This window comes from Ruegeria sp. CG1, assembly GCF_056537265.1.
The window spans coordinates 1-22,806 of record NZ_JBQFRF010000008.1; the positions used below are offsets into that span (position 1 = coordinate 1).

Sequence of the window (22,806 nt, forward strand, 5' to 3'; positions counted from 1 at the left end):
GGTCCCATCATTGCTAAGTCCTCCACTCTCAAAACGAGTGAATCAGCGCCAGACCAACCAATCAACCGACTTTTTCAACACTATCTCCGCATTGCAGACCTTGATGTGGCGTGCGGCGAAGGTCCGCTGAGCGGAGAGGCTGTGTGGAAACGGGCTAGGTTCGTGCAGCTTTCCCCGGGGTTGGGTGTTGGAGCGTATTTTTTCGATTTGTCCTCTTTGATCTTTCAGATTTGGCCAGAGTGCCGTTTCTGAGGCCATCGGGACGATTTAGCTTCTTCGGGATGCTGTTTTTTGGCCAAGGAGGCGCCTTTTAGGCTTTCATCGCGGCAACCAAAGCCGGGATGCCGATGATCTTCATGACACGGGTCAAGTTGTAGGCAAGAACGTGCAGGGCCATCTCCGTGGCAACGTTTTTCAACCGTCTCATCTTGAAGTGTGTAGCTCCCATCCACGATTTTATCGTGCCGTAGGGGTGCTCGACGGTCATGCTGCGAACAGCCAGTTGGGTGGGGTCCTGGTCCAGCCGATGCTGTACGCGTTCCAGCACGTCTTCATGTTCCCACCTGCGAATGCGGCGCTGTTTGCTAGTGGTGCACTTGTCCTTGATGACACAGCTTTCGCAATTGCTCGACCAGTAGACCCTGATAGCTTTGCCGTCCTGTGGCCCCGTGAACCGGTAGCTCAGTTGCTCGCCAGCGGGGCAGATATAAACGTCGTTCTCCGCATCATAGGCAAAGTCGGCTTTGTCGAACTGGCCCCGGGCTCCGGCATTCGAGGTTTGAGGCTTGGGAACGACGACAGAGATACCGGCTTCTTCGCAAGCAAGGATTTCCTCGCTCTTGTAATACCCCTTGTCGGCTATGGCCTCGATCCGATCCAAGGCCATCGCATCGCGCGCAGCCGCCGCCATCATCGACAAGGCATCCCTGTCATATCCATGCATGGTGACTTCATGCGCGACGATCAGGTGGTTCTCGGCTTCAACCGCCGTCTGTACGTTGTAGCCAACGACGCGGGGCATGCGGGGCGTTGTGGCCATGGATCGCGCGTCAGGATCGCTCAGAGACACCTGCGTTTCGCCGGTTTCATCCATGCGTCTCTCGATTGATCTGTAGCGCGCCGCTTCCTTTTGCAGATGTTCCAGCTTTCTCAGCGTGCGTTCCATTCGTGCCGCGGGCAACACGGTGCCGGTCTGTTCAAACACCTCGTCCGCGCGATCCAGTTCACCCAGATAGCGCTCAATGGCCTTGTCGATCTCACCCAGCTTCTGGCGCAGCTTGCCGCGCGTGTAGTTCTTGGCCTTGGCATTCACCGCCTTGAACCGGCTGCCATCGATGGCGACCAGGTTTCCATCCAGCAGATTGATGTCACGGCATAGAGCGACGAACTGTTGGCATACCTTGCGGATCGCCGGACCGTTATCCTTGCGGAAGTCGGCAATCGTCTTGAAGTCGGGCTTCAATCGGCCCGTCAGCCAAATGAGTTCCAGGTTGCGGCCGCACTCCCGCTCTAGCCGCCGCGAAGACTGAATTTGGTTCAAGTATCCGTAGAGATAGACCCGCAGCATAAGTCCAGGATGATAACCAGGCCGACCGGTCGCGGCTGGTGAGGTTTGGAAACCCAAATCCGCCAAGCTGAGCATATCGATGAATGCATCAATCGCTCGGACGGCGCTGTCTTCGTCAACATAATCGTCCAGACATTCGGGCAACAACATCGCCTGATGTCGATCCACGCCTTCGATAAACTGCCCCATGGAATGCCTCCACATCCAATGCCGAAAGCATACCATCTCTCCGGCAACAGCGGGAGTTTTCACACAGCCTCCGGACAAAGCTGACCTACGTACAGTTTTGGTGCATGGCTGCTCTCAGAGACTTCATTGAAAACACTTTTTTGCTAACACAGAAAAAAATGACGCCAGATGCCCATTTCGCCCGGCGCCCAAGCCAAATTATCAGTCGGAAATATTCTCCACATCTCCAAGCATCCAGCCAGTTTCCATCCAGCCCGGCGTCGGGCTGTAAAGACGGAAGAGCAGGAAGTAGCTTTCTGTCGTCGGGATCCAGTTGCTTTCTTTGCCCTCCGGCGCTTCGGGGCCGAAATAGATGTCATAAGAACCATCATCATTGACCTGCATCGTGTCTTCATTTCGCGACGACAAACCGACAGGATCAACATTGCGGATAAAGCTCTTCGTCTCCATTGAGTAAACAATGACTGACCACAGGTTGTCCGCAGGCGTATCCGCAGGAACGTTCAGCTTGTAGGTCTTGTTATGGTCGTACATCTCGCCGTCGCTGTCGCGCAGACCCGTAAGGTAGAAGGTTCCGCCACCCAGTTGTTTGGGCAGGTATGTGATCCAGAAATAGGTACCACCAGCCCGGTCATCGACCAAAACCTCGGTGTCTGTCTCATACGGGAAACCTGCCTGTGGTTGCCCTTCTGCAAAATCCCAGACCAACCACTGGTTCTTGAGCGAGCCATCCTCGTTCTTCCACAACGGGATAGTTGCAAGGCCAGGCTCGACAAAATACCGCTGCATAGAGGCATAGGCCAGAACCAAACCTTCGTTCATCGCCTTCATCTGACGCTCCGTCGGCTCGAACGGCTTGCCCTTTTCGATGCCCAGATCCTTCAGGAAATTGATCATGATCTTGTCCTGCGGACGGATCGGGTTGTTCTGAACATAGTCGTTCAGATCCTGAAAGTAGGTCTCGTTGTAATAGGGCAGTGAGTCATAAGGCACTTCAGATGCCTCGTGATAAGTAGTCGGAGGCGGGTTGTCGGCCTCGGACAGGTAGTAGATTTTGATGGTCTGGGCATATTCCGCCGCATCAAGATCCGTGGCCCCGTTGTAAAGGCGTGGACGAAAGGAGAAGCCGGATTCAAAGGTGTCCGTCTCAAACGGGAAGTAGCCAGCAGCTTCCAGCTCTTCCAAGGACTTCTCGTTATATCCCGGGGGCAGCAGCAAGTATTTGCCGCCCTTACCCTTGTCGAACCCATCTGGCCCAACATCAGCAATAGGCTGATCCCATGCATTTACGATAGACCCGAAATAGTCGACCTTGTCGTTGGCTGCAGGAACCTCGATCACCAGCGGACCGGGCGCGGACGTCATTGAAGCCCATGAATAGGCCGTCACGTCGTTGGCGGTTAAGAAACCATGTCTGGAATCAAATGGTTTGTTCAAATAGACAACATCATTGTAATCGCCGCCGAGGTCGCGCCTGATCCCTTTCAGGAAGTCAATCATACCCGCCGCTGGCATTCCCCAAAGGGCAGTCTGCGTCGCACGCTGAACCATGATCTGATATTCGATATCTTCGACCTGTGCAGATCTCGCAAGAATATCACCTGTATCATCAAATGTCTGTTGAGCGTTGACACTCGGGACCACGGCGCCAGAGCCCAGTAGACCGGCAAGGGCCGCAGAACGTACAAAGGTTTTTATTGGCTTGAACACGGTTGTGTCTCCTCAGATTAGGGGGCGCAGAACCCCAAAAGAATTGGGTATCACCGGCATTCCTTTCCGATAGGGATTGCCAGGTGGATTCTCATATTGTCGAATTAGTTTTCGAACACCTCGAGCAAAATCTTACCACCAGCCCCCGTCGGGGCCTTGATCCCCAGATATGCAGCAATGGTAGGGGCAAGATCGACGGTTTCGACGCGGCGAACCACACGCTGAGCTTCGATGTTTGGGCCAGAAACGATGATGGGCACATAAGAGTCATACGGCCAGGGCGCACCGTGCGAGCCGGCGACAATCAGTCCATCCAGATCGGCAACGAACCAGTGCGGTTCAAAAACGATATAGATATCGCCGGACCGATCAGGGTGGAAATTCGCCTCGACCGCCCGGTTTACAAGTGTATCGCCGACCAGTCCGTTGCGCAGTTCGGTTGCGCCGACAGCAAAGGCAATCCCTCGGATCTTTACCAGCTCTTCGGCAACAGCACGCTCAACTTCCAGCTCATTCAACCCGCGCTCTCTGATCAGTTCCTTGTTCAGGTACAGATAAGGCTGTGAGAAGTTTGCGATCAGTTCCTTGGAAACACCAAATTGTTCCTTCAGCCGGTTAAAGCCCGGTTCTCTATCAATTGCGTTAAAATCGAAATACTCCGCTTCAATCCCGATTTCGGCCAAGGAACCCGGAGTTTCCGACGCGCCGTGATCCGCAGACAAAACGATCAGCACATTATCCAGACCAATCGTCTCATCAACATAGGTCAGGAAAGCGCCCAGTTCCTTGTCGAGATGTTTCAGATTGTCCTCGGATTCAAGGCTGGAGGGGCCAAAGATATGGCCCACGTAATCCGTCGAAGACAGGCTGACTGCCAGATAGTCGGGCACATCATCCTGACCGATGTCTTCCGCTTCGATCAGGGCCTTGGCAAAGTCCAACGTCAGCGCGTCCCCCGCTGGGCTGATTGTCAGCAATGTTGTGTAATAATCTCCGTCAGCCGGTCCAAACGAATGGGGGAAAACACGGCCGAACTCGCCCATGATGGTTTCCCATTCCTGATTGTCCCGGTTCGCAAAGAGATAGTTTTCTTCTGGCAACAGCAGGTTCCAGTCGCGGAACTCATAAGAGCGGACCTTCCCGGAATCGTTCCACTCTTCGACCCAATCAGGATAATCTTCCCGGTAGTAGGTGGAGGTTACAAAGCCATAGTCAGATTTCGAAAACCAATAGGCCTGCCCCGCATGCCCTGCCATCGAAATCGCGCCGCGGTCCTTGACCGACACACCAAAGATCTTGGCCTCTGGCCCGTAATGCAGCGCGATTTCGTCGCTGATGGTCGAGGTAATAATCGAGCGCGGCGACCGGCCATCGGTGGTGGCTGCACGTTGCGTCGGGTCGATCTCGCTGTCCTTGTCAACGCCACTGGCACCAACAAGCGGGTAATCGGCATCCTGCACGTTATAGAATTGCTGCCCGGTCACCCGATCAAACCAAAGATTGGCCACCATACCATGCACCGAGGGGTCCGCCCCGGTTGCGAGTGTCGTGTGGCCGACGATGGTTTCCGTGTTCGCGTGGCGATGATGGGCATCTGCATAGTGAACGCCCTCGTTAATCAGCCGAAAGAAGCCATCTTCGCCCATACCCTTGCTGTAGCGTTGAATCAGATCACCGCGAAGCTGGTCAACCGTAAGCTGAAGTATGAGCTTGGGCGCCTCCTGTGCAAGAGCAGGTGCCGTAATGGTCATCGAAAGAGTTATTAACCAGAACCGCAACATGACTTTTCCTCCTGATGGTTCACGCGCGCTACGTTGCGCAGTTAAAGTTCGCCCACCTTGTAGTTGATAGCGCATTCATGCTGAATGCGAGTGTCATTTCACGACAGGTTTCGCAGGAGCTCGATTTGTCACTGCCGCCCATGATCGCCGCCAAAGCTCTTGGCCCCATGCCAGACTTTGTTCTGGAGCAATTTGGCGCGCGCACTCTTGGAAAGGCCCTTGCTGCCTCTGCCCTTACCCAAGAGTTAATTGATCACAAGAAGGGCTATCTGCCGGAAGTGTCCTTCGCGAACTTTGTTGCCAGGATCTGTCAGGAAGTTGGCGGCAAGAATGTTGGTCTGATGTGGGCACCCAACCTAACCGTTCGGGACTATGGCTTATGGGGCGAATACGTCCTCTCGGCACCGACTTTAGGACAAGCATTACAACGGGCAGGTTCGATAATGCCGCTGCACTCTTCTGCCGACCGAACCACACTTCGGTATAATGGAAACCTTGCTTGCTATGGGTACAGGTTTGGTCTGCGCCAGCATCACGTGTATCCAGAGATTGCTTATTCAGCACTTGGTTCCATGCTCAGCATCTTTCGCCACTATCTTGGGCGTAAGTGGACTCCGAGTGCAATCAAATGCGATTTTCCGAAACCGAGAGTTGCCGATGATGCAGAAATCACATTCGGCTGCCAGGTGAGCTGGAACACAGGACGTCTGGAAATCTGCTTCCCAAAAGTTGACATGGCGACATCTTCAGGGCCGTGTCCGGGGAAACCGATCACAGTTTACGATCTACATCGCGAAATCGCACCAATTGCGCCTAAAAGCTACGCGGACGTTGTCATTGCCGTTTTGAGGCAGCATCTCGATTCCCAAAAAGTGTCGCTGGACCGCACGGCACTGGCGCTCGACATAGGACCTCGCACTCTACAACGCCGGCTGCTTGCCGAGGGGGAGAGCTTTCGGTCGGTGGTGAACCGAGCCAAAGTTGACCGAGCGAAAGAAATACTGGCTACCAAACAGTTCACCGTTCAAGAAGCCGCCTTTGAGCTCGGGTACGAAAACCCTCAGAATTTTTCCCGTGCTTTCAAAAATCAAACCGGCATCACGCCGAGTCAGTATTCGAGGGTCAAGGGAAACTGAGCCAGCTTAGAGAAGAAAAATCTGTTCATTTCTTCTCAGCTATAAAGCGCAAAAGGATGTTCGCGGGTCGTTTCATCAGCTCTATCTAACCACTGCCAGACATGCTGCCCGAAGCCGGCTATTCAGCAATTCCTGCCATTTGTGCAAATTGCAGCATCTGTCGTACTAGGCTCTTTCGAGCTCTTCGCTGCATTCTACATGAAGTTCCGGTTTATCCGCATACGCACCCAGCAAAGAAATCGCAGACGTGTGGTGAATTGCTGCAGAACGAATCTAAGATTCCCACTGCAGACCCTCGAACCACGCCAACATTTGCAGTTAGATCAAAGCGAATGTCCGGCGCTGCGGTGGCTATCTCTCGCGTCTAGCTCTCGGTCAACCGCTTCTCGGCGTCTTTCGCTAGTTTCCAGCTGGTCTCTAACCCCGCCTGCAGCGTCGCGTAATTCTGCTCCTCGCGCAGCAAGTCGGCCAATGTGGTGACGGACGTGAGATGTGATTTCATCAATAGCGCCACGCAATGCGCCAAGCCATTCACCTTGCTTTCGATCCTGCTGGTCGAGCGCTTCTCCAAGGCGTGCAATTCCTTGGCTGAACTCTCGCAGGCCGTCACCAACCGCTCGACGGATGCGAGCAATTCGCGTTCCAATGCTGTCAGGGTCTGTGTCATCTAGGGTTCCTTGATCTCGATACAGATGACCGGCGTCCCGGCCATGGTGCAGGTCTTCAATTCGGTCCGGTCGGGGTCCAGCGTCACCCATGTCTGCCCAGCCTGTTCGATCCGTGTCAGGCCAAGCCTCGTCATCTCCGAGCGCGTGATCAAACCCGTCCAAAACCAACTCGCGATCAGCACTGTCGCGATCCAGGATGAGACCATCACCACGATCACCCAGGGTGAGATCGTCAACCAGCGCCTGATCGTCTCGCTCCGCCTCTCCAACTCGCTCCTGCTGTCGCTCAGAAAGAACCTGATATCGGTCTCGATTGTATGCAGCGCGCTGGTCGCAATGCTGCTGAAATCGCTCCTGAAGCTCTCCAGTTGAGATGCCATCAAGGCGGCGTGGTCGCTGCGTACTGTCTCCAGGTCCGCGTTCAATTTCTCGGCGAGGCGGTTCGGCTTGCCAGTCGTCATGGAAAATCTCTCCTTTCAAACGCCAGCGCTCGCCGGTGTCAGGGTCTTTGGCGGTGATGTAATTCTTGCTGGCACGGGGGATATCAAAGCCTGCATCGGCCAAAGCATCGATCATGCTGGCGCGGTCGGTGATGGTGCCGACGCTGATCTGATCGAGGATCCAATCGTGCAGCGCTTCGCGACCTTGCGCGCGCGTCGGCGCTTCAATCGTCGCCCTCACTTCGCGAGTGCGATCTGGCTCCAAAGGGTCTGCCCAACCGTGCGTCTTGTTCATCAAATCACGCAGGCTGGAAAAGGCGTTTTCATGGCCTGGCGGTGCGATGTTCAACGCCTTGCCCGTGCTCAGCTCAAGGCGTGGCGTGCAGAAGTGCAGCTCGACATTGCCTTCATGCGAGTGGCGCACCCAGAGACAATCGTATTGATCCCTGTCCAGCCCAGCAAAGGCCAGAGCCTCAAATAGCTCAATGGCCTCTTGCTGGGCGGCGGGACTGGGATCGTCGCTGTCGGCAAAGCTGATCACACCTGCCGTGTAGCTCCATTTGTTGGAGCTCGCATCGATAAGGTCGCGGGTTTGGTCGGGGTTACCGTGCAGCACCTCAGGCAACGGGTCGCGGATCTTGGTTTGCGGTTTACTGGTGTCGTCGCGGATGAGGTGGCGGTTCTCGTCATAGGCAAGAACTTCACGCGCTGTCAGGTAGTCGACGGGTGCGGCTCCGCCGCCTGTGCCGGTGGAAAAGAACGAGATGATCATTCGCCACCGCCCGTGTGTGCCGCCACGATCTGCGCCATCTGCCGTTCGATGGCCACTAGCTGCACCGCGACCTTGAGCGCGTCGATCTGGCTCGCGCGGCCGGATTTGACCGCGCCGTTGATCCAGCGGGAGAGCTGATTGAGGTTGCCGCCGACGCGGGCAATCGCAAAAGTCAGCTTCGGGTCAACTCGCGGGACGGGCTTGCGCCGACGTGCCTCGGTTAGCCCCAAGGCCTCACGCATCAGCGTGGCATTGGGCAGGCCAGCCGCGCGCGCCTTGGCCACAAGCGCTGCCTTTTCCGACGGTGTGCATCGAAAGATCACGCTCTCGGAAAGGCCCTCTTTGACGCCGCTTGCGTGCGTCTGGTTGGGGTTTGAAGGGGAGGCTTGCCGCCCCTCACAAGACCCGCCGATGTAATCGGTGGGTAACCTTGCTCTCTGCTCTTTGTGGGGGTCTGTCGCACTCATGCTCTGAGCCCCGCCGCTTCGATTTCAGCTGAGCTGACTAGGTTCGCGGCTAGCAAAGCGGTCACTTGGCCGGGTGTTATGTGGCGGCAAAGGGGATGCTTGTCCGTGACCCAGTCGGCCAAACCTTTCAGCAATTCCACCTCTTTGGCTTTGCCCGCTTCTCGCGCCTCCTCAACCTCCTGAAGGTATTTCAACCAACGGCCAGAGGAGAACCAATTGTCGGAGAAGCACACCTTGGAGCGGGTGAAGCCTTCGCTCTCGGTCGCATAGGTCCGCACGGCGTCCTCGAGGTCTTTGGCGTCCACTCCGTCGGCCAGCGCTTGGCGGATCTGCGAGTTACAAACCGCTTTGCCGCGAACGCGATCCTCGGGATAGGCGGACAAAATCTTTTCTGAAACCTCATCCTCCACCGCTACCTTCGCGTGCGAAGGATTTGGTTTTTGATATGGTTTATATCTGTTCTTATAGGATTTGCCCTCTGGGGCAGATGGCTTGCCCTCAGGGGCAAATGCATCATTTTCCCTTTCGGTCGGATCGATTTGCCCATTTGGGCAAATGGAGTTGCCCAGGGCATACCAACAGGTCCGGTCATAGCGATCATCGCTGAAATTGCCCTTGATGATCAGCTCTGCACTGACCAGCTTTTCGAGCGCTGTTCGGATCTGCTTTTCGCTCAGATAGGGGAACAACTCACTAAAGGCCGAGATCGAATTGTAAGTCCAATACCGCCCGTCTCGATGGTTGCGGCGATTGGCTTGGTTCTTCTCGATCCAGAAGGTGATGTTCTGGAAAATCACCGCCGCGTTCAGGCCAACACGTCCCGCGATTTCGGGATCAAAGCTATGGCGGCTCATGATTGGCCCCCGAAATACGCACAAACGTGCGAATTTTGTACAGGTTTTGTACGAGAAATCGGTCGTTTCAGTCGATTACGGCCCGAAAGCTGACGGGACTTTTTGCAGTCTTCCGCACAACGTCCTGTAAATAAGCCATATTTTTCAGGTGGTTTTGGCGACCCCGGCAGGATTCGAACCTGCAACCTGCCCCTTAGGAGGGGGCTGCTCTATCCAGTTGAGCCACGGGGCCGCGCGTCGTTTTCTCTAGCGGGGTTTTTTCAGATTGTCATGGGCTTTGCACAACAGTTGAACAATTCGCCCTGTTCACGCTACCATCGGCCAAACAAACAATGCAGGTATCTCGGTGACAACAGAAACAAAACGCCCGCTTACCCTTCGTGATGTCTCGGAAGCGTCCGGAGTATCCGAAATGACCGTTAGCCGGGTGCTACGTAATCGCGGGGATGTGTCGGATGCCACCCGTACCCGTGTTTTGGCCGCCGCAAAAGAGCTGGGATATGTGCCCAACAAGATCGCGGGAGCATTGGCGTCAAGCCGGGTGAATCTTGTCGCTGTGATCATCCCGTCATTGTCAAATATGGTCTTCCCCGAAGTTCTAACCGGTATCAATCAGGTGCTGGAAGATACTGAACTGCAGCCGGTGGTTGGCGTCACGGACTATCTGCCAGAAAAAGAAGAAAAAGTGCTGTACGAGATGCTCTCGTGGCGGCCCTCAGGCGTGATCATTGCCGGGCTGGAGCATACCGAAGCCGCGCGCGCTATGCTGGATTCAGCTGGCATACCGGTGGTCGAGATCATGGATACCGATGGCAAACCGGTGGATGCGATGGTGGGAATCTCTCACCGCCGCGCCGGGCGCGAAATGGCGCAGGCAATCCTGAAGGCGGGCTATGAGCATATCGGGTTTATGGGCACCAAGATGCCGTTGGACCACCGTGCCCGTAAACGGTTCGAAGGGTTCACCGAAGTGCTGGGCAAGCACGGGATCGAGATTGAGGACCGTGAATTTTATTCGGGTGGCTCGGCGCTGGCCAAGGGGCGCGAGATGACACAAGCGATGCTTGAACGCTCGCCCGAGTTGGATTTTCTGTATTATTCCAACGATATGATCGGCGCGGGTGGGCTGTTGTATTTGCTGGATCAAGGGATCGACGTGCCCGGTCAGATCGGTTTAGCCGGATTCAACAATGTAGAGCTGCTGCAGGGGCTGCCGCGCAAGCTGGCCACGATGGATGCCTGCCGGACCGAGATTGGGCGCACCGCGGCCGAGATCATTGCGGCGAAGTTGGCCGATCCGGAATCCGAGGTTGAAACCCGCGTTACCCTGACCCCCAAGATCAGCTATGGCGACACGCTGAAACGGCGATAACGCCAGATGGCGCTGCAACGTCTGGACAACCGCGCGGCGCGGGCGCTGTTCATGGATCGGCACGCGCTTTTGGAACAGCCTACTGGAAGTTCCAAAGGCGATGACTTGTTACAGCTGATCCATCGTTTAGGGTTTGTCCAGCTCGACAGTATCAACACCGTCGCCCGCGCGCATGACATGATCCTATATGCGCGTAAGGCCAGCTATCGTTCGCGCTACCTCAAGCAGCTCTACGAACGCGACCGCGCGCTGTTTGAGCATTGGACGCACGATGCGGCGGTGATCCCAATGGAATTCTATCGCCATTGGCATCTGCGGTTCCTGCGCGATGCCGACATGTTGAAAGCCCGCTGGAAGAACTGGCGGCGTGACGGGTTTGAGCAAAAGTTCGAAACCGTCCTACAACATATCCGCGACCATGGTCCGGTTGGCTCGTCCGATGTCGGAAAAGACGAGAAAAAGGGATCTGGCGGTTGGTGGGACTGGCATCCATCCAAGACCGCGCTGGAATATCTCTGGCGATCCGGCGCGCTGACCGTGGTTGGACGCGATGGGTTTCAGAAACGCTATGACCTGACAGAGCGGGTTATAGAAACTCAACTTTGCCCCGGCAATTTGCATTGCGACGCAAATGAAACTGTGGATTGGTTGTGTAACGCCGCACTCGACCGGCTGGGGTTCGCCACATCGGGAGAGCTTGCCGCGTTCTGGGATACGGTAAGCGCTGCCGAGGCAAAATCCTGGTGCCAACAGGCTCTAACACAGGATGAAATCGAAGAGATCTGCGTCGAATGCGCAGACGGGCGGGAACGAAAAGTGTTCGCCCGCCCCGGTCTATGTGAACACGCTACAGAGCTGCCCGATGCGCCGGGCCGGATCAGAGTTCTCAGCCCTTTTGACCCTATGTTGCGTGACCGGAACCGGGCCGAGCGGTTGTTCGGATTCCACTATCGGATCGAGGTGTTCGTACCCGAACCCAAGCGTACCTACGGCTATTATGTCTTTCCGTTGCTTGAAGGGCACCGGTTGATCGGACGCATCGACATGAAGGCCCAGCGAGACCGTGGACTGTTGCAAGTCCGATCCGTATGGCCAGAACGGTCGGTGCGTTGGTCTGACGCAAGAACCCGCCGCCTGCAGGCCGAATTGGACCGGGTACGGCGATTTGCGGAACTGGACGGGGTGGAATTTGAAAAGGATTGGCTGAAAGATCCTAAATAGAACCCAATTTTTCGATCAGGAAACCTTGTTCCTCAATCAGTAGGCGCAGCTCGTTCAGCGAAACATGGGGCGCCCTGCCCGATGTATCTAGCTGCGCATTTGCCCGCCCATACAAAGCCTCGCGACTGGCCAATATGTTCTTGAGCTGCTCCATCGCCTTGGGATTTCCAGCCATCGGGCGTTCGTCGCCTTGGGCGCGCACGCGGTCCATATGCTCGGTCGGTGACGCGCGCAGCCAGATGGTGTGAAACCGGCCAAGCAGGGTCGCATATGTCGAAGGCTCTGATACGATCCCGCCCGCGACTGCCAGCACGACCCGATCATGCTCTGCAATCACCCGATCCAGCGCCTGCGCTTCCAGATTGCGATACCCGTCTTGCCCGTAGAACGCCATCACTTCAGACATGGGCATGCCGGCCATCTCTTCAATCATGGCTGTGAGCTCAACAAACGGCAGTCTTTGTGCGGCAGCCAGCATAGCGCCAAGAGTTGACTTACCCGCTCCGCGTAACCCAATCAGACAAACCCGATGCGCACGTGCATCCTCATCTGGGTGAGGTTGCAATGCACGCCTGACGCTTTCTTTGACGTCGTCGCTGGCTTGTCGGAAAAGCTCAACTATCTGCAAAGCATCCGAATCCCACGGATCATCTTCACCAATCAACCATTCGGCTTTGTAATCCAGTGCCTGTGCGACACGGTGCAACACGCCGATCGAGATGTTGCCCTCACCCGCCTCAAGCTGCGCCAAATAGCGTGGGGAAACGCCCGAGTTCTCAGACAGGATCCGGCGCGGGATGCCTCGCATTTGACGCGCCCGGCGTACACGCGCGCCCACTCGTTCGCTCAAATCCTGCTTTGCAATATGTGCAGGCGGTGCCGGTTCTGGCGGTTTGGGCCCATCCATCTGCATTGAACCGTTTGTTAAAGGTAAGGATGAGGCTACGACGCGAACCATCTACGGGCAACGAATATTACCTTCTCCGCCCACAATGCTTATAGTTTGGGGCCTAAAACGAGGTCTGAACGACGGCAAACAACTTGGTTAGAGCCTGTTCTGAGCATTGCGCTCAGCCTTCCAGCTGGTGAAGCTCTACCAGAAGGTCCAGCAACTTCTCGTGCTGCTCTGCCCCGAGCAAAGAGCGGGTGTGTTCCGCCAGCTCCAACATTTCCGCCAGATTTGCGTCGATAATTTGCAACCCATTCTCGCTGATTTCGACAATCTGTCGGCGGCGGTCTTTGGTATCCGGCCGCCTCATGATCAGCTTGCTGTCTTCTAGCTTTTTCAGAATGCGCGTCAGGCTGGGCAACAAGAGGCAGGCGCGCTCGGCGATCTGAGTAGGCTCCTGAGGTCCTTCTTCCTGCAAAACGCGCAGAACGCGCCATTGTTGCTCGGTGACGCCAGCATCCGTTAGCACACCACGAATAGGCCCCATCACCTTTTCCCGAGCGCGCAACAACGCTATCGGCAATGATCGGGACGTCTGTGGTAAGTTCTTTGACATATGGAATTTTCGCGCAATTCCAAATATTTCGCAATAGAACGTTGGTTGTGGTTGAGTTTCGTTTACTGGACTTTACTTAACTTGTTTAGCATATGATACTGACAAAAGGCTACCGAGGCGGATAAGATGAAATGGAATGAATTCTCCGATTGGGGCAAGAAGGTTGCCGAGTGGACGCAAGACTATCACCTGACGGTGGGCGACAAGCCCGTGCGCGCCCGGACCGAGCCGGGCGATATCCTGAATGCTCTGCCCGCGCATCCCCCTGAGCAGGGCGAGCCGATCGAGGACATCTTTCATGATTTCGAACAAATCGTGATGCCCGGCATTACCCATTGGCAACACCCTCGGTTCTTCGCCTACTTCAATTCGAACGCCTCGGCCCCGTCTGTTCTGGCCGAGTTCCTGGCCAGCGCCATCGCGCCGCAATGTATGCTGTGGCAGACCTCGCCCGCCGCAACCGAGATGGAAACACGAATGATGGACTGGCTGCGCGAAGCGCTGGACCTGCCCAAAGGTTTTGCCGGGGTCATTCAGGATTCGGCGTCATCTGCGACATTGGCGGCTGTGCTGACCATGCGCGAGAAGGCGATGAACTGGCAGGGCAACACGCTGGGGCTGTTCGGTCAAAAGCCACTGCGCATTTATTGCTCTTCCGAGGTTCATACCTCAATCGACCGCGCCATCTGGGTTGCGGGGATTGGACAGGACAATCTGGTGCGCATCCCCGTGCAAGGTGATTGGCGTGGAATGAACCCCGATGCGCTTGAAGCAGCGATTCAATTAGATTTAGAGTCTGGTTTCCACCCGGCGGGCGTGATCCTTTGTGTTGGAGGGACCGGAACCGGGGCAACTGATCCAGTGGATCACTGCCTGGCGATCGCACAGAAATACGGCCTTTATACCCATGTCGATGCAGCCTGGGCGGGGTCGGCGATGATCTGCCCCGAATATCGTCACTACTGGCCGGGGATCGATCAGGCCGACAGCATTGTATTCAATCCCCATAAGTGGCTGGGCGTGCAATTCGATTGCTGTGCGCATTTCCTGAAAAACCCCGATGATCTGGTCCGCACGCTTGCGATCAGCCCGGAATATCTGAAAACCCACGGCAAGGACGGGATCATCAATTACTCGGAATGGTCGGTGCCATTGGGACGTCGGTTCCGCGCGCTGAAACTGTGGTTCGTCATCCGCACCTATGGGCTGGTGGGGTTGCGCGAACGGCTGCGGAATCACGTCAATTGGTCGCGCGCACTGCATGATCGTCTAGCAGCAGAACCGGATTTTCGGATCGTGACGCCTCCAATGTGGTCTCTTTGGACCTTCCGATACGAGCCGGATGGGGCCGACGATCTGGATGATCTGAACCTGCGGCTGGTGAATGCAATCAATGATGATGGGCGGATCTACCTGACACAGACCCGCGTGGATGGCGATCTGGTCATCCGCTTTCAGGCCGGTCAGTTTGAAACCACAGAACAGGACGTGATGATGGCCTTTGACGTGATCACTGAAATCGCTCGAGGGCTTTAGGCCCTCATTGACGCTGCAGCCTGCGCGTATCCCCCCGAGGCCCCGTCAACAAAATGCACATGGTCGTCGCGCATGGCCGAGGGAACAAAGCAGGTCATCATCGCCTCTTGCTGGGCGTGCATTCCATATCTGATTTTGCCTTTTGTTTGCGCGTCGTCCAGCATCTGAGTGAGCTGTTCCAACGTGCTCGAGTCACAATCCAGCGTCATTTTCAGACCGTCATCAAACTTTCGGAAATCAGCGTTGCGACTGACCATCTCTTTGTAATGCTTGGGTTCGAATTGACCCAGGCGCATCCCGGTTTTGAACAACAAGCCGATCAACATATTCCCGATCATCAAGCGTGTTTTCTGCATCAGAAGATTCCGACCTGCGCGTGAGACATGGGCGTCGATATCGACGCCGGGCGGAGGGAAACTCATCGGAGGTCCTTTGGCCGGAACCGGGTGACCGGCGCGTTCTAGCCCTTCGGCGACGGACAGGATGGATTGGGTCAGGGCGGCGAATTCAGCCTCATTAGACTCTGATGTAGGCTGAATAACCAGTGAAACGATCTGACCAACCCTCGCTGGACTGTTGGACCAACGACAAGATAGGCCGGTCAGATCGGGCTGCGCGTCAGGTCCGGCTGGTTGCACAACACGTTGCCCGGATTTCATCTGAGCCTCGGCCCAGGCCAGTCCCCCGCCGGTAAACATCGCATAGTCAACGCCGGTGGAAGGCGCAAAGCGAGCAACACGCAGATCACGTCCAGCGGCGCGGATGTCGGCCACCGAAACCAGCGCCGCGCGCAGAGTGATGGCGAATTCCGTTTCGGCCCAGCTTTGCAATGTTGCCAGCGTATCCCGCGCGATCTCGGCATCCTCACCCGATACGGCGAATCCAGCACCATCACCACCGAAGACATACGGAAATATGCGCCCACCCAGCGCATTGATCATGCCTGAAATCACGGCCGCCCCCACCATGTTGACGGTCTTGTACCGGCCCCGCGCGATTTCACCGGTCGAATCTACGATATCGGCGACGCCCAGAACCCATGTCTCTGGCAAAGGTGTGAACTGCGCGGGGTCACTGAGGCTGAGGAAATTGTCCGAAATGGGGACGGAGTCATAAAATACAGAGTCTGAGAGGGTCATAACACACTCGGGAAATCCAAAATCTGCCGTGATGATAGCTCAATTGTGAAGAATGTCCGCCCCAATCGATTCAATCATGGCACTTGTGCCGATCAACGCGGCGTGCAAAGCATCGGGGCGGGGCAGCTAGACAATAGGTCAAGAAATGCAGGCAGGTTTGGTGATCTTGTGTCTGGCCTATGTACTCAGCCAGTTTTTCCGCGCTTTTCTGGCAGTTTTGACTACCGATCTGGGACGCGATATCGGCGCAACACCCGAAGACCTCGCCTTTGCTTCAGGTCTTTGGTTTCTAATCTTTGCGGCGATGCAGATTCCGGTGGGCTGGGCACTGGACCGCGTCGGTCCTCGGCGCAGTTCTGCGGTGCTGCTACTGATCGGCGGGGCTGGCGGGGCTGGCCTGTTCGCGGTCGCAACGACCCCGTTCCATGTGGCGCTCGCCATGGCGCTGATCGGGGTAGGATGCTCGCCGGTTCTGATGGCATCCTACTACATCTTCGCACGAGAGTTTCCACCCGCCAAATTTGCCACGCTCGCCGCGGTGATGCTGGGTGTGGGTTCTGTCGGCAATCTGGTCGCCTCATACCCCACGGCGCTGGCGGTCGAGCTGATGGGCTGGCGCGCTACGTTGGCCGGTCTGGCGATTATCTCTGCTGCGGTGGCTGCGGGGATCTGGCTGACGGTGCATGACCCTGAAAAGGTAAAAACCGAACAAAAAGGATCACTTCTAGACCTGCTGAAAGAACCTGCACTTTGGGTCATTCTGCCTCTCATGCTTGTGTCTTATGCGCCATCGGGTGCGATACGAGGGCTTTGGGCCGGGCCGTATTTGAATGACGTGTTCGGGCTCAGCACCGCTCAGATCGGGACGGCTACGTTGATCATGGGGGCCGCGATGATCGCGGGAACCTTCGCCTATGGGCCGCTGGACCGTATCCTGGGCACCCGGAAATGGGTGATCCTGAGCGGTAATACCTTGGGCGTCGCAGCACTGGGCCTGCTGTGCCTGTGGATTGACAGCGGCGTTTGGGTCTCGGTGCTGCTGTTGGCGTTGATCGGCTTTCTGGGCGCCAGTTTTCCGGTGATCATGGCCCATGGCCGGGCCTTCGTGCCGCCGCATCTGGTCGGGCGGGGCGTCACCCTGCTGAACCTTTTCGGCGTTGGCGGCGTTGGTCTGGCGCAATTTGCCACCGGACGTATCCATGCCGCTAACGACGGGATCGGCTCCGCCGCGCCGTATACTGCGATTTTCGGCTTTTTTGCTGTCACCCTTGCCATTGGTTGCGCGATCTATCTATTCAGTCGGGACAGCATAGACTGAAACCGGAGACCGCCTGTGCAAGATATTGAGGTGATTGCACCCAATCTGAAGCATTCCCTGTCGGGCGTGACAACGACGGTGATCCGACTGTTGCCAATCCAGCAGAAGATGATCGGCATCCGCGCCACGGGCCCCGGCCTGCCGGCGGATTTGCCCCATATCAGACTCTGGAAACTACTGTTTCTGCCCAATCGCAAACGGGTCTGGCATGCACGCCGGAATACCGAGATGCTGATGGGTCTGATCCTGCGCACTGTGTTCCGACGCAACTATAAACTGCTGTTCACTTCGGCCGCGCAACGCGATCATTCCGGGTTCACCAAGCGGCTGATTTCGAAAATGGACGCACTGATCGCGACGACGCCACAGGCCGCTTCCTTTCTGGAACATCCCGCTACTGTCATCATGCATGGCGTCAACACCGAGCTGTTTCACCCGGCCGAGGACAAAAGCGCCCTGCGCCAAAAACTTGGTCTGCCAGACGGGCTGCTGATCGGGTGTTTTGGCCGTATCCGCCCTCAGAAAGGGGTCGACTTGTTGGTCGATGCCGCCCTGAAGGTGCTGCCTAATCACCCCGATGCGCATGTGATCTTCACCGGGCGTACCACCAACGAATTTGAGGCGTTTCAGGCTGAGCAGGAGCAAAAGCTGCAGGACGCCGGGCTGGGCGACCGCGTTCATTTTCTGGGTGAGCGCCCTTGGGATGAGATTGTCGAGACCTATCGCGCGCTCGATCTGTTCGTTGCGCCCGCACGGCACGAAGGGTTCGGCCTTACACCGCTTGAAGCGATGGCCTCGGGCGTGCCCGCCATAGCCAGTCACGGGGTCGGAGCGTTCAGTGCGCAAATCAAGGATGGTGAGACCGGAAGACTGGTCGAGAAAGACAATGCCCCTGCACTGGCCGACGCGCTGGAGGATATGGTGCAGGACCGCGCTGCGCTGGCCGCTGCGGGACTAGCCGCGCGCGCCCATGTCGAGCAGAATTTTCGAATCGAAGGCGAAGCGCAGGCGATTGTCGAAGTTTATCGATCCTTGCTGAAACAACCCTGAACGGTACTGAACTGTGTCAAATCGGTGTGACGGGGTGAAATAAGCCGAAACCCCTCTTTTTTCTTTGCCACAACGCGGCTATGAACGCGCGTCCTTAACTTTGGAGACATGAAATGGGCTATCGCGTCGTAGTCGTCGGCGCCACGGGCAACGTGGGCCGCGAAATGCTGAACATCCTGGCAGAACGCCAGTTCCCCGTCGATGAACTTGCTGCTCTGGCAAGCCGTCGTTCGCTGGGTACTGAGGTGACATTTGGCGACAAGACGCTCACTACCAAAGATCTGGACACATTCGATTTCACTAGTTGGGACATGGCGCTATTTGCTGTGGGTTCCGAGGCCACAAAGGTTTACGCCCCTAAGGCGGCAGCGGCTGGCTGCGTGGTGATCGATAACAGCTCGCTCTATCGCTATGACCCGGACATTCCGCTGATCGTGCCGGAATGTAACCCCGAGGCGATCCACGACTATGAAAACAAAAACATCATCGCCAACCCCAACTGCTCGACCGCGCAGATGGTCGTCGCGCTGAAGCCTCTGCATGACCGTGCCAAGATCAAGCGCGTGGTTGTGTCGACCTATCAGTCGGTGTCGGGCGCCGGTAAGGAAGGCATGGATGAGCTTTGGGATCAGACCAAGGCCATCTACAACCCGACCACCGAGGTTGAACCGAAGAAATTCCAGAAGCAGATTGCCTTCAACGTCATTCCGCAGATCGACGTCTTCATGGAAGACGGCTCGACCAAGGAAGAGTGGAAGATGGTTGTCGAGACCAAAAAGATCGTCGATCCGTCGATCAAGGTCACCGCAACCTGCGTTCGCGTTCCGGTATTCGTCGGCCACTCCGAGGCGGTGAATATCGAGTTCGAAGAGTTCCTCGACGAAGACGAAGCCCGCGACATCCTGCGCGAAGCACCGGGCATCATGGTAATCGACAAGCGTGAAGCCGGTGGTTACGTCTCGCCCATCGAATGCGCGGGCGATTTCGCCACGTTCATCAGCCGCATCCGTCAGGATTCGACGGTTGAGAATGGCATCAACCTGTGGTGCGTTTCGGACAACCTGCGCAAAGGCGCGGCATTGAACGCTGTTCAAATTGCAGAATTGCTGGGCCGTGAAGTTCTAAAGAAGGGGTAACCTTCGCCAGTTGGTTATGACTCTATTAAACCCCGCTGCACCGCCAGTGGGGTTTATTATTTTGTGGACGGGCAGAGATGACAAAATTGCGGGACAAAGCCGCCCTGTGCATGCGTTGCCATTGCCTATCCAGCACCAGTTGGTCAGCCACCGATCTGGGACATTGTCGCTTTTACCGCATGGTATCTTTGAGAGTTTGGGGGATGCGTCCCCAGAAAGCGATCACCAGGATCAGGAACTCGTGCGAAGTACAGCGCACCCTTGAGTGGATCATAACCCGCTTTGTAGGCTATTACAGTGCCTAGTCGATCAGCTTCCAATTCAAAGTTTTTTGAATAGCTGCGCCCACCAACAAAGGCTCCAATGTCTTGTGCTGCGGCAATGTCATTCGGCCCTGACCCCGCAATTGTTGCTAGACCGGCCAAAAGCACCGCACCAGCCGCCGCATTTTGGGCCTGTCGCGCCAAATGCCCTTGAATGTGGTGAGCGGCCTCATGCGCCATAACAAATGCAAGTTCGTCAGTGTTGTTTACATTCCGTATCAGCGCTTGAGTCATTGTGATAACGGGGCGCCCCGACTTGCTTAAACTCTGATACGCGTTTGAGGGTGCTTTTTTGTCTGGATCAATGCGGATCAAAAAATCACAATTCACATTCTTAGTGCGGCGGCGGCATTCTCGTTCTGCCACAGGTTCTATTCGTGAGGCGACCTGACGGAACCTTATTTGTGCCTGTTGTGAACTGACGGGCGCGCTCGCGCGACCGGGGTTTGGAATAGGTGCTGATGGAGGAGTGGTGGTTGAAGCGCATCCCGCTAATGCCAAAACAGCTAACATCAATACCGTTCGCCTCATAAACACACCTTTCCAAATGTTCAGAGCATCAAAATCGAATCTGTGGCTTTCGAGAAACCAACTTGCACATTCGAACCTACGGTCTTCACGATTTGATATTCAATAACAGACGGGTTGTCGGTGGTCGCCCCGATTAAGCTGTCGTCAAAATGGTAGGCACTACAAATGGCTTTGAAGCGAAGGACCAAACGATCCACGCCCCGTTCTGTATGGGCTTGAACCGAGTTGAACACCGCGTCAGCGGAGGTTATTTGCGCTGCACGATGGCTTGATCCCAGCCTCCTGCGCGGCAAAGGGACTGCTATGAGCGCACGTACATTTCAACAATCGTTTCTGGTATGGCCTCAAAGCAGTCATCAGAGAGATGCCTACTGCCTGATCCTTCACCCCTGTCCCTCAACCAGCGTCTTCAAATTCTCCAACCCGCGCTCGTAATCTCCGCCGACCCAATTGTCCATCATTAGGCCCATCCAGCGGGACATGGGGTTCATACCAAGGTCGGATACGAATCCCCAGGTAACCTGTGTGCCTGATCCTTCTGGCCGCAACTGGAACGAGGCGGTGGCTGTCCCCATCGGGCCAAAATCCAGTGCGGTTTGCACGGACTGATCCGGGGTGCTCTCGGTGATTTCCTGCGAACCGGTTCCCACCTGCGGGTTGTCCGAGGCCCAGTTCAGCGTGTTTCCGACACCCGCTTCCGGGCCACTATAGCTCAGCTTGGTTTCGGGGTCTCGGGACAGCCAGGGGGACCATTTCTCGGTCTCCTGCATCGAATTCACATAGGGAAAGATCGCCGAGGCTGGTGCGTCGATTGTGATGCTGCGGGACACCTCGGCCTGACCAGGCAAAAGATATGATACTCCGACAAGCGCCAGAATGATCACCAGTAGGGTGACGAGAATACGTTTAATCAATTTCATGAGCTCGATCCGATTCTGACAACATCATCGGAAACATATCAAAAAATCGACGTAATTTCAGAGGCCCGATCGTATGACCCGCAGGATCAGGCCGGTGGCTGGTAAGGCAGCGACGAATGGTGCAGCACGATGCGAAGCACTCCGTTAGCGTCTTTTTTGTAGCCGAAGCTTTTGTCGACTTGCGTGATGTTACCTTGGCTATCCGTCAGAATGACCTTGCCCATCCACATGGCGACATCGCCTTCGACGAAGCTGGCCGATGTCTCACTTGCCATTTCGCGCCAACCCTTGATTCCGAAACCGCCATCAAGCGGAAATTCGGCATCGTGACCGACAAAATAGGCCAGTGCACCGTGGCGAGTCGGGCGAAAGGTTTGATCTCCGGATGCCATAGTTGGTTTGAACAGGACCGGACCCAGATTATAGCCGTATGCCGCATCTAGAACACCCTCGGCAACGGAACGGGCCGCATCGATCCCACCGTCTTCAAAAGCTTTGGAGATCGCAATCAACCCATCGCCCCAGGCGGTACGGGCAGCGGCCAGCTCGTCAGTGGTAATCGGCATGATCCTGTCCTTCTCTGTCCGGTTTCTATGGTACTGGCAGCAAGTGAGCGTCAACGCAAGAGGTGTGACCGGACTCTCGCCCGGTTTTGCCCACAGAACCGCGTGGAAGCCTGAATTCTCAGAAAATTCGACCCATTCTTTTGAACCGGTGCAAGGTTTTGCAAAGTATTTTGCCGCCAATCTCTGACTGTGCCGTGGGGGCATTTCAATTGGGGTGAATGTGGTGGACAAGATTATCACACTGGAACAGAAGGAACCCGTGCGTCTGGACCCGGACCGCCTGAGCAGCCTGTACAATCAGCTCGGCGACACCAACGCCATGGACGTGCTGTGCCGCACGGTTGAAGAACTGGCGTTGCGGCTGTCGAATTGTGAACGGTTTTGGCGGCAACGCGATTGGGCCGGGCTGCGCAAATGCGCAAAATCTCTCGTAGCCATATCCGAGCAAATCGGCATGACAGCACTGGCACGTGTGGCAGGCGATGTAGCCTGTACTGTCGACGCTGGCGATGCGGTCGCGACAGGGGCGACTCTGAGCCGCCTAATCCGGGTGGGTGAGCGATCGCTGACCGCCGTCTGGGACCAGCAAGATCTATCCGTCTGAG

General features: G+C 56.0%; 21 protein-coding genes and 1 tRNA gene. 9 read left to right on the top strand and 13 right to left on the bottom strand.

Annotation, left to right across the window (positions count from 1 at the left end; all coding sequences use genetic code 11):
* Window positions 1–310: 310 nt before the first annotated feature.
* The 3 genes from ACR0AU_RS18645 to ACR0AU_RS18655 all read right to left on the bottom strand — a co-directional run bounded on the left by ACR0AU_RS18645 (window position 311) and on the right by ACR0AU_RS18655 (window position 5,247).
* On the bottom strand, window positions 311–1,756 hold the full coding sequence (locus tag ACR0AU_RS18645; protein ID WP_170361226.1) for an IS1182 family transposase: 1,446 nt from the start codon (window positions 1,754–1,756) through the stop codon (window positions 311–313).
* 201 nt (window positions 1,757–1,957) lie between these two features.
* Window positions 1,958–3,466, bottom strand: coding sequence for a DUF1214 domain-containing protein (locus ACR0AU_RS18650; protein WP_216602361.1), 1,509 nt, complete (start codon window positions 3,464–3,466; stop codon window positions 1,958–1,960).
* Between the two features lie 104 nt (window positions 3,467–3,570).
* Complete coding sequence (locus ACR0AU_RS18655; protein WP_170361224.1) at window positions 3,571–5,247, bottom strand: alkaline phosphatase family protein; 1,677 nt, start codon at window positions 5,245–5,247, stop codon at window positions 3,571–3,573.
* Window positions 5,248–5,261: 14 nt separating this feature from the next.
* Here ACR0AU_RS18655 and ACR0AU_RS18660 point away from each other — a divergent pair, with 14 nt between their 5' ends.
* On the top strand, window positions 5,262–6,383 hold the full coding sequence (locus ACR0AU_RS18660) for a helix-turn-helix transcriptional regulator (protein ID WP_170433631.1): 1,122 nt from the start codon (window positions 5,262–5,264) through the stop codon (window positions 6,381–6,383).
* A 323-nt stretch (window positions 6,384–6,706) separates the two neighbouring features.
* Here the strand turns inward: ACR0AU_RS18660 and ACR0AU_RS18665 are convergent, their stop codons facing one another.
* The 4 genes from ACR0AU_RS18665 to ACR0AU_RS18680 all read right to left on the bottom strand — a co-directional run bounded on the left by ACR0AU_RS18665 (window position 6,707) and on the right by ACR0AU_RS18680 (window position 9,816).
* Window positions 6,707–8,263, bottom strand: a complete 1,557-nt coding sequence (locus ACR0AU_RS18665; protein ID WP_170361220.1) for a relaxase family protein — start codon at window positions 8,261–8,263, stop codon at window positions 6,707–6,709.
* Window positions 8,260–8,730 (bottom strand): plasmid mobilization protein, encoded by a 471-nt coding sequence (locus ACR0AU_RS18670; RefSeq protein WP_226689051.1) that lies wholly within the window; start codon window positions 8,728–8,730, stop codon window positions 8,260–8,262. The genes ACR0AU_RS18665 and ACR0AU_RS18670 overlap by 4 nt, the downstream gene beginning before the upstream one ends.
* Window positions 8,727–9,584, bottom strand: a complete 858-nt coding sequence (locus ACR0AU_RS18675; protein ID WP_170361218.1) for a hypothetical protein — start codon at window positions 9,582–9,584, stop codon at window positions 8,727–8,729. The genes ACR0AU_RS18670 and ACR0AU_RS18675 overlap by 4 nt, the downstream gene beginning before the upstream one ends.
* 155 nt (window positions 9,585–9,739) lie before the next feature.
* Window positions 9,740–9,816: transfer RNA gene (locus ACR0AU_RS18680), tRNA-Arg, on the bottom strand.
* A 114-nt stretch (window positions 9,817–9,930) separates the two neighbouring features.
* On the opposite strand from ACR0AU_RS18680, the gene ACR0AU_RS18685 reads away from it, so the two are divergent.
* Both ACR0AU_RS18685 and ACR0AU_RS18690 read left to right on the top strand, forming a co-directional pair.
* Window positions 9,931–10,956: a LacI family DNA-binding transcriptional regulator gene (locus ACR0AU_RS18685; protein WP_170734093.1), complete on the top strand. Its 1,026-nt coding sequence runs from the start codon at window positions 9,931–9,933 to the stop codon at window positions 10,954–10,956.
* A 6-nt stretch (window positions 10,957–10,962) separates the two neighbouring features.
* Window positions 10,963–12,177, top strand: a complete 1,215-nt coding sequence (locus ACR0AU_RS18690; protein WP_170734092.1) for a DNA glycosylase AlkZ-like family protein — start codon at window positions 10,963–10,965, stop codon at window positions 12,175–12,177.
* On the opposite strand, the gene ACR0AU_RS18695 is transcribed toward ACR0AU_RS18690, so the two are convergent.
* Both ACR0AU_RS18695 and hpaR read right to left on the bottom strand, forming a co-directional pair.
* A complete protein-coding gene (locus ACR0AU_RS18695) occupies window positions 12,170–13,084 on the bottom strand; it encodes a helix-turn-helix transcriptional regulator (RefSeq protein WP_170567234.1) in 915 nt (304 codons plus the stop codon). The two genes, ACR0AU_RS18690 and ACR0AU_RS18695, sit on opposite strands and share 8 nt — an antisense overlap.
* A gap of 163 nt (window positions 13,085–13,247) precedes the next feature.
* Window positions 13,248–13,682, bottom strand: a complete 435-nt coding sequence (gene hpaR, locus ACR0AU_RS18700) for a homoprotocatechuate degradation operon regulator HpaR (protein ID WP_170515396.1) — start codon at window positions 13,680–13,682, stop codon at window positions 13,248–13,250.
* 126 nt (window positions 13,683–13,808) lie between these two features.
* On the opposite strand from hpaR, the gene ACR0AU_RS18705 reads away from it, so the two are divergent.
* Window positions 13,809–15,218 (top strand): pyridoxal-dependent decarboxylase, encoded by a 1,410-nt coding sequence (locus tag ACR0AU_RS18705; RefSeq protein ID WP_170734091.1) that lies wholly within the window; start codon window positions 13,809–13,811, stop codon window positions 15,216–15,218.
* Here ACR0AU_RS18705 and ACR0AU_RS18710 read toward each other — a convergent pair.
* Window positions 15,215–16,357 carry a DUF3095 domain-containing protein gene (locus tag ACR0AU_RS18710; protein WP_170627020.1) on the bottom strand — a complete coding sequence of 381 codons (1,143 nt, stop codon included), beginning with the start codon at window positions 16,355–16,357 and terminating at the stop codon, window positions 15,215–15,217. The genes ACR0AU_RS18705 and ACR0AU_RS18710 overlap by 4 nt on opposite strands.
* 145 nt (window positions 16,358–16,502) lie before the next feature.
* Here ACR0AU_RS18710 and ACR0AU_RS18715 point away from each other — a divergent pair, with 145 nt between their 5' ends.
* The 3 genes from ACR0AU_RS18715 (at window position 16,503) to ACR0AU_RS18725 (ending at window position 19,861) form a co-directional block, all read left to right on the top strand.
* Entirely contained in the window at window positions 16,503–17,675 is a 1,173-nt protein-coding gene (locus ACR0AU_RS18715; RefSeq protein WP_480796082.1) for an MFS transporter, read from the top strand.
* 15 nt (window positions 17,676–17,690) lie between these two features.
* Entirely contained in the window at window positions 17,691–18,725 is a 1,035-nt protein-coding gene (locus tag ACR0AU_RS18720; RefSeq protein ID WP_170734089.1) for a glycosyltransferase family 4 protein, read from the top strand.
* Between the two features lie 113 nt (window positions 18,726–18,838).
* Window positions 18,839–19,861: an aspartate-semialdehyde dehydrogenase gene (locus tag ACR0AU_RS18725; protein WP_480796083.1), complete on the top strand. Its 1,023-nt coding sequence runs from the start codon at window positions 18,839–18,841 to the stop codon at window positions 19,859–19,861.
* Between the two features lie 143 nt (window positions 19,862–20,004).
* On the opposite strand, the gene ACR0AU_RS18730 is transcribed toward ACR0AU_RS18725, so the two are convergent.
* The 3 genes from ACR0AU_RS18730 to ACR0AU_RS18740 form a co-directional block, all read right to left on the bottom strand.
* Window positions 20,005–20,697 carry a M48 family metalloprotease gene (locus ACR0AU_RS18730; RefSeq protein WP_480444271.1) on the bottom strand — a complete coding sequence of 231 codons (693 nt, stop codon included), beginning with the start codon at window positions 20,695–20,697 and terminating at the stop codon, window positions 20,005–20,007.
* A gap of 401 nt (window positions 20,698–21,098) precedes the next feature.
* A complete protein-coding gene (locus ACR0AU_RS18735; protein ID WP_170408759.1) occupies window positions 21,099–21,635 on the bottom strand; it encodes an SRPBCC family protein in 537 nt (178 codons plus the stop codon).
* 86 nt (window positions 21,636–21,721) lie between these two features.
* Complete coding sequence (locus ACR0AU_RS18740; RefSeq protein ID WP_170734087.1) at window positions 21,722–22,201, bottom strand: phosphoribosyl-AMP cyclohydrolase; 480 nt, start codon at window positions 22,199–22,201, stop codon at window positions 21,722–21,724.
* Between ACR0AU_RS18740 and ACR0AU_RS18745 the strand changes: the two genes are divergently transcribed.
* Window positions 22,200–22,388: a hypothetical protein gene (locus tag ACR0AU_RS18745; protein ID WP_170627010.1), complete on the top strand. Its 189-nt coding sequence runs from the start codon at window positions 22,200–22,202 to the stop codon at window positions 22,386–22,388. The two genes, ACR0AU_RS18740 and ACR0AU_RS18745, sit on opposite strands and share 2 nt — an antisense overlap.
* Window positions 22,389–22,415: 27 nt before the next feature.
* Complete coding sequence (locus ACR0AU_RS18750; protein WP_170399254.1) at window positions 22,416–22,805, top strand: hypothetical protein; 390 nt, start codon at window positions 22,416–22,418, stop codon at window positions 22,803–22,805.
* Window position 22,806 lies beyond the last annotated feature (1 nt).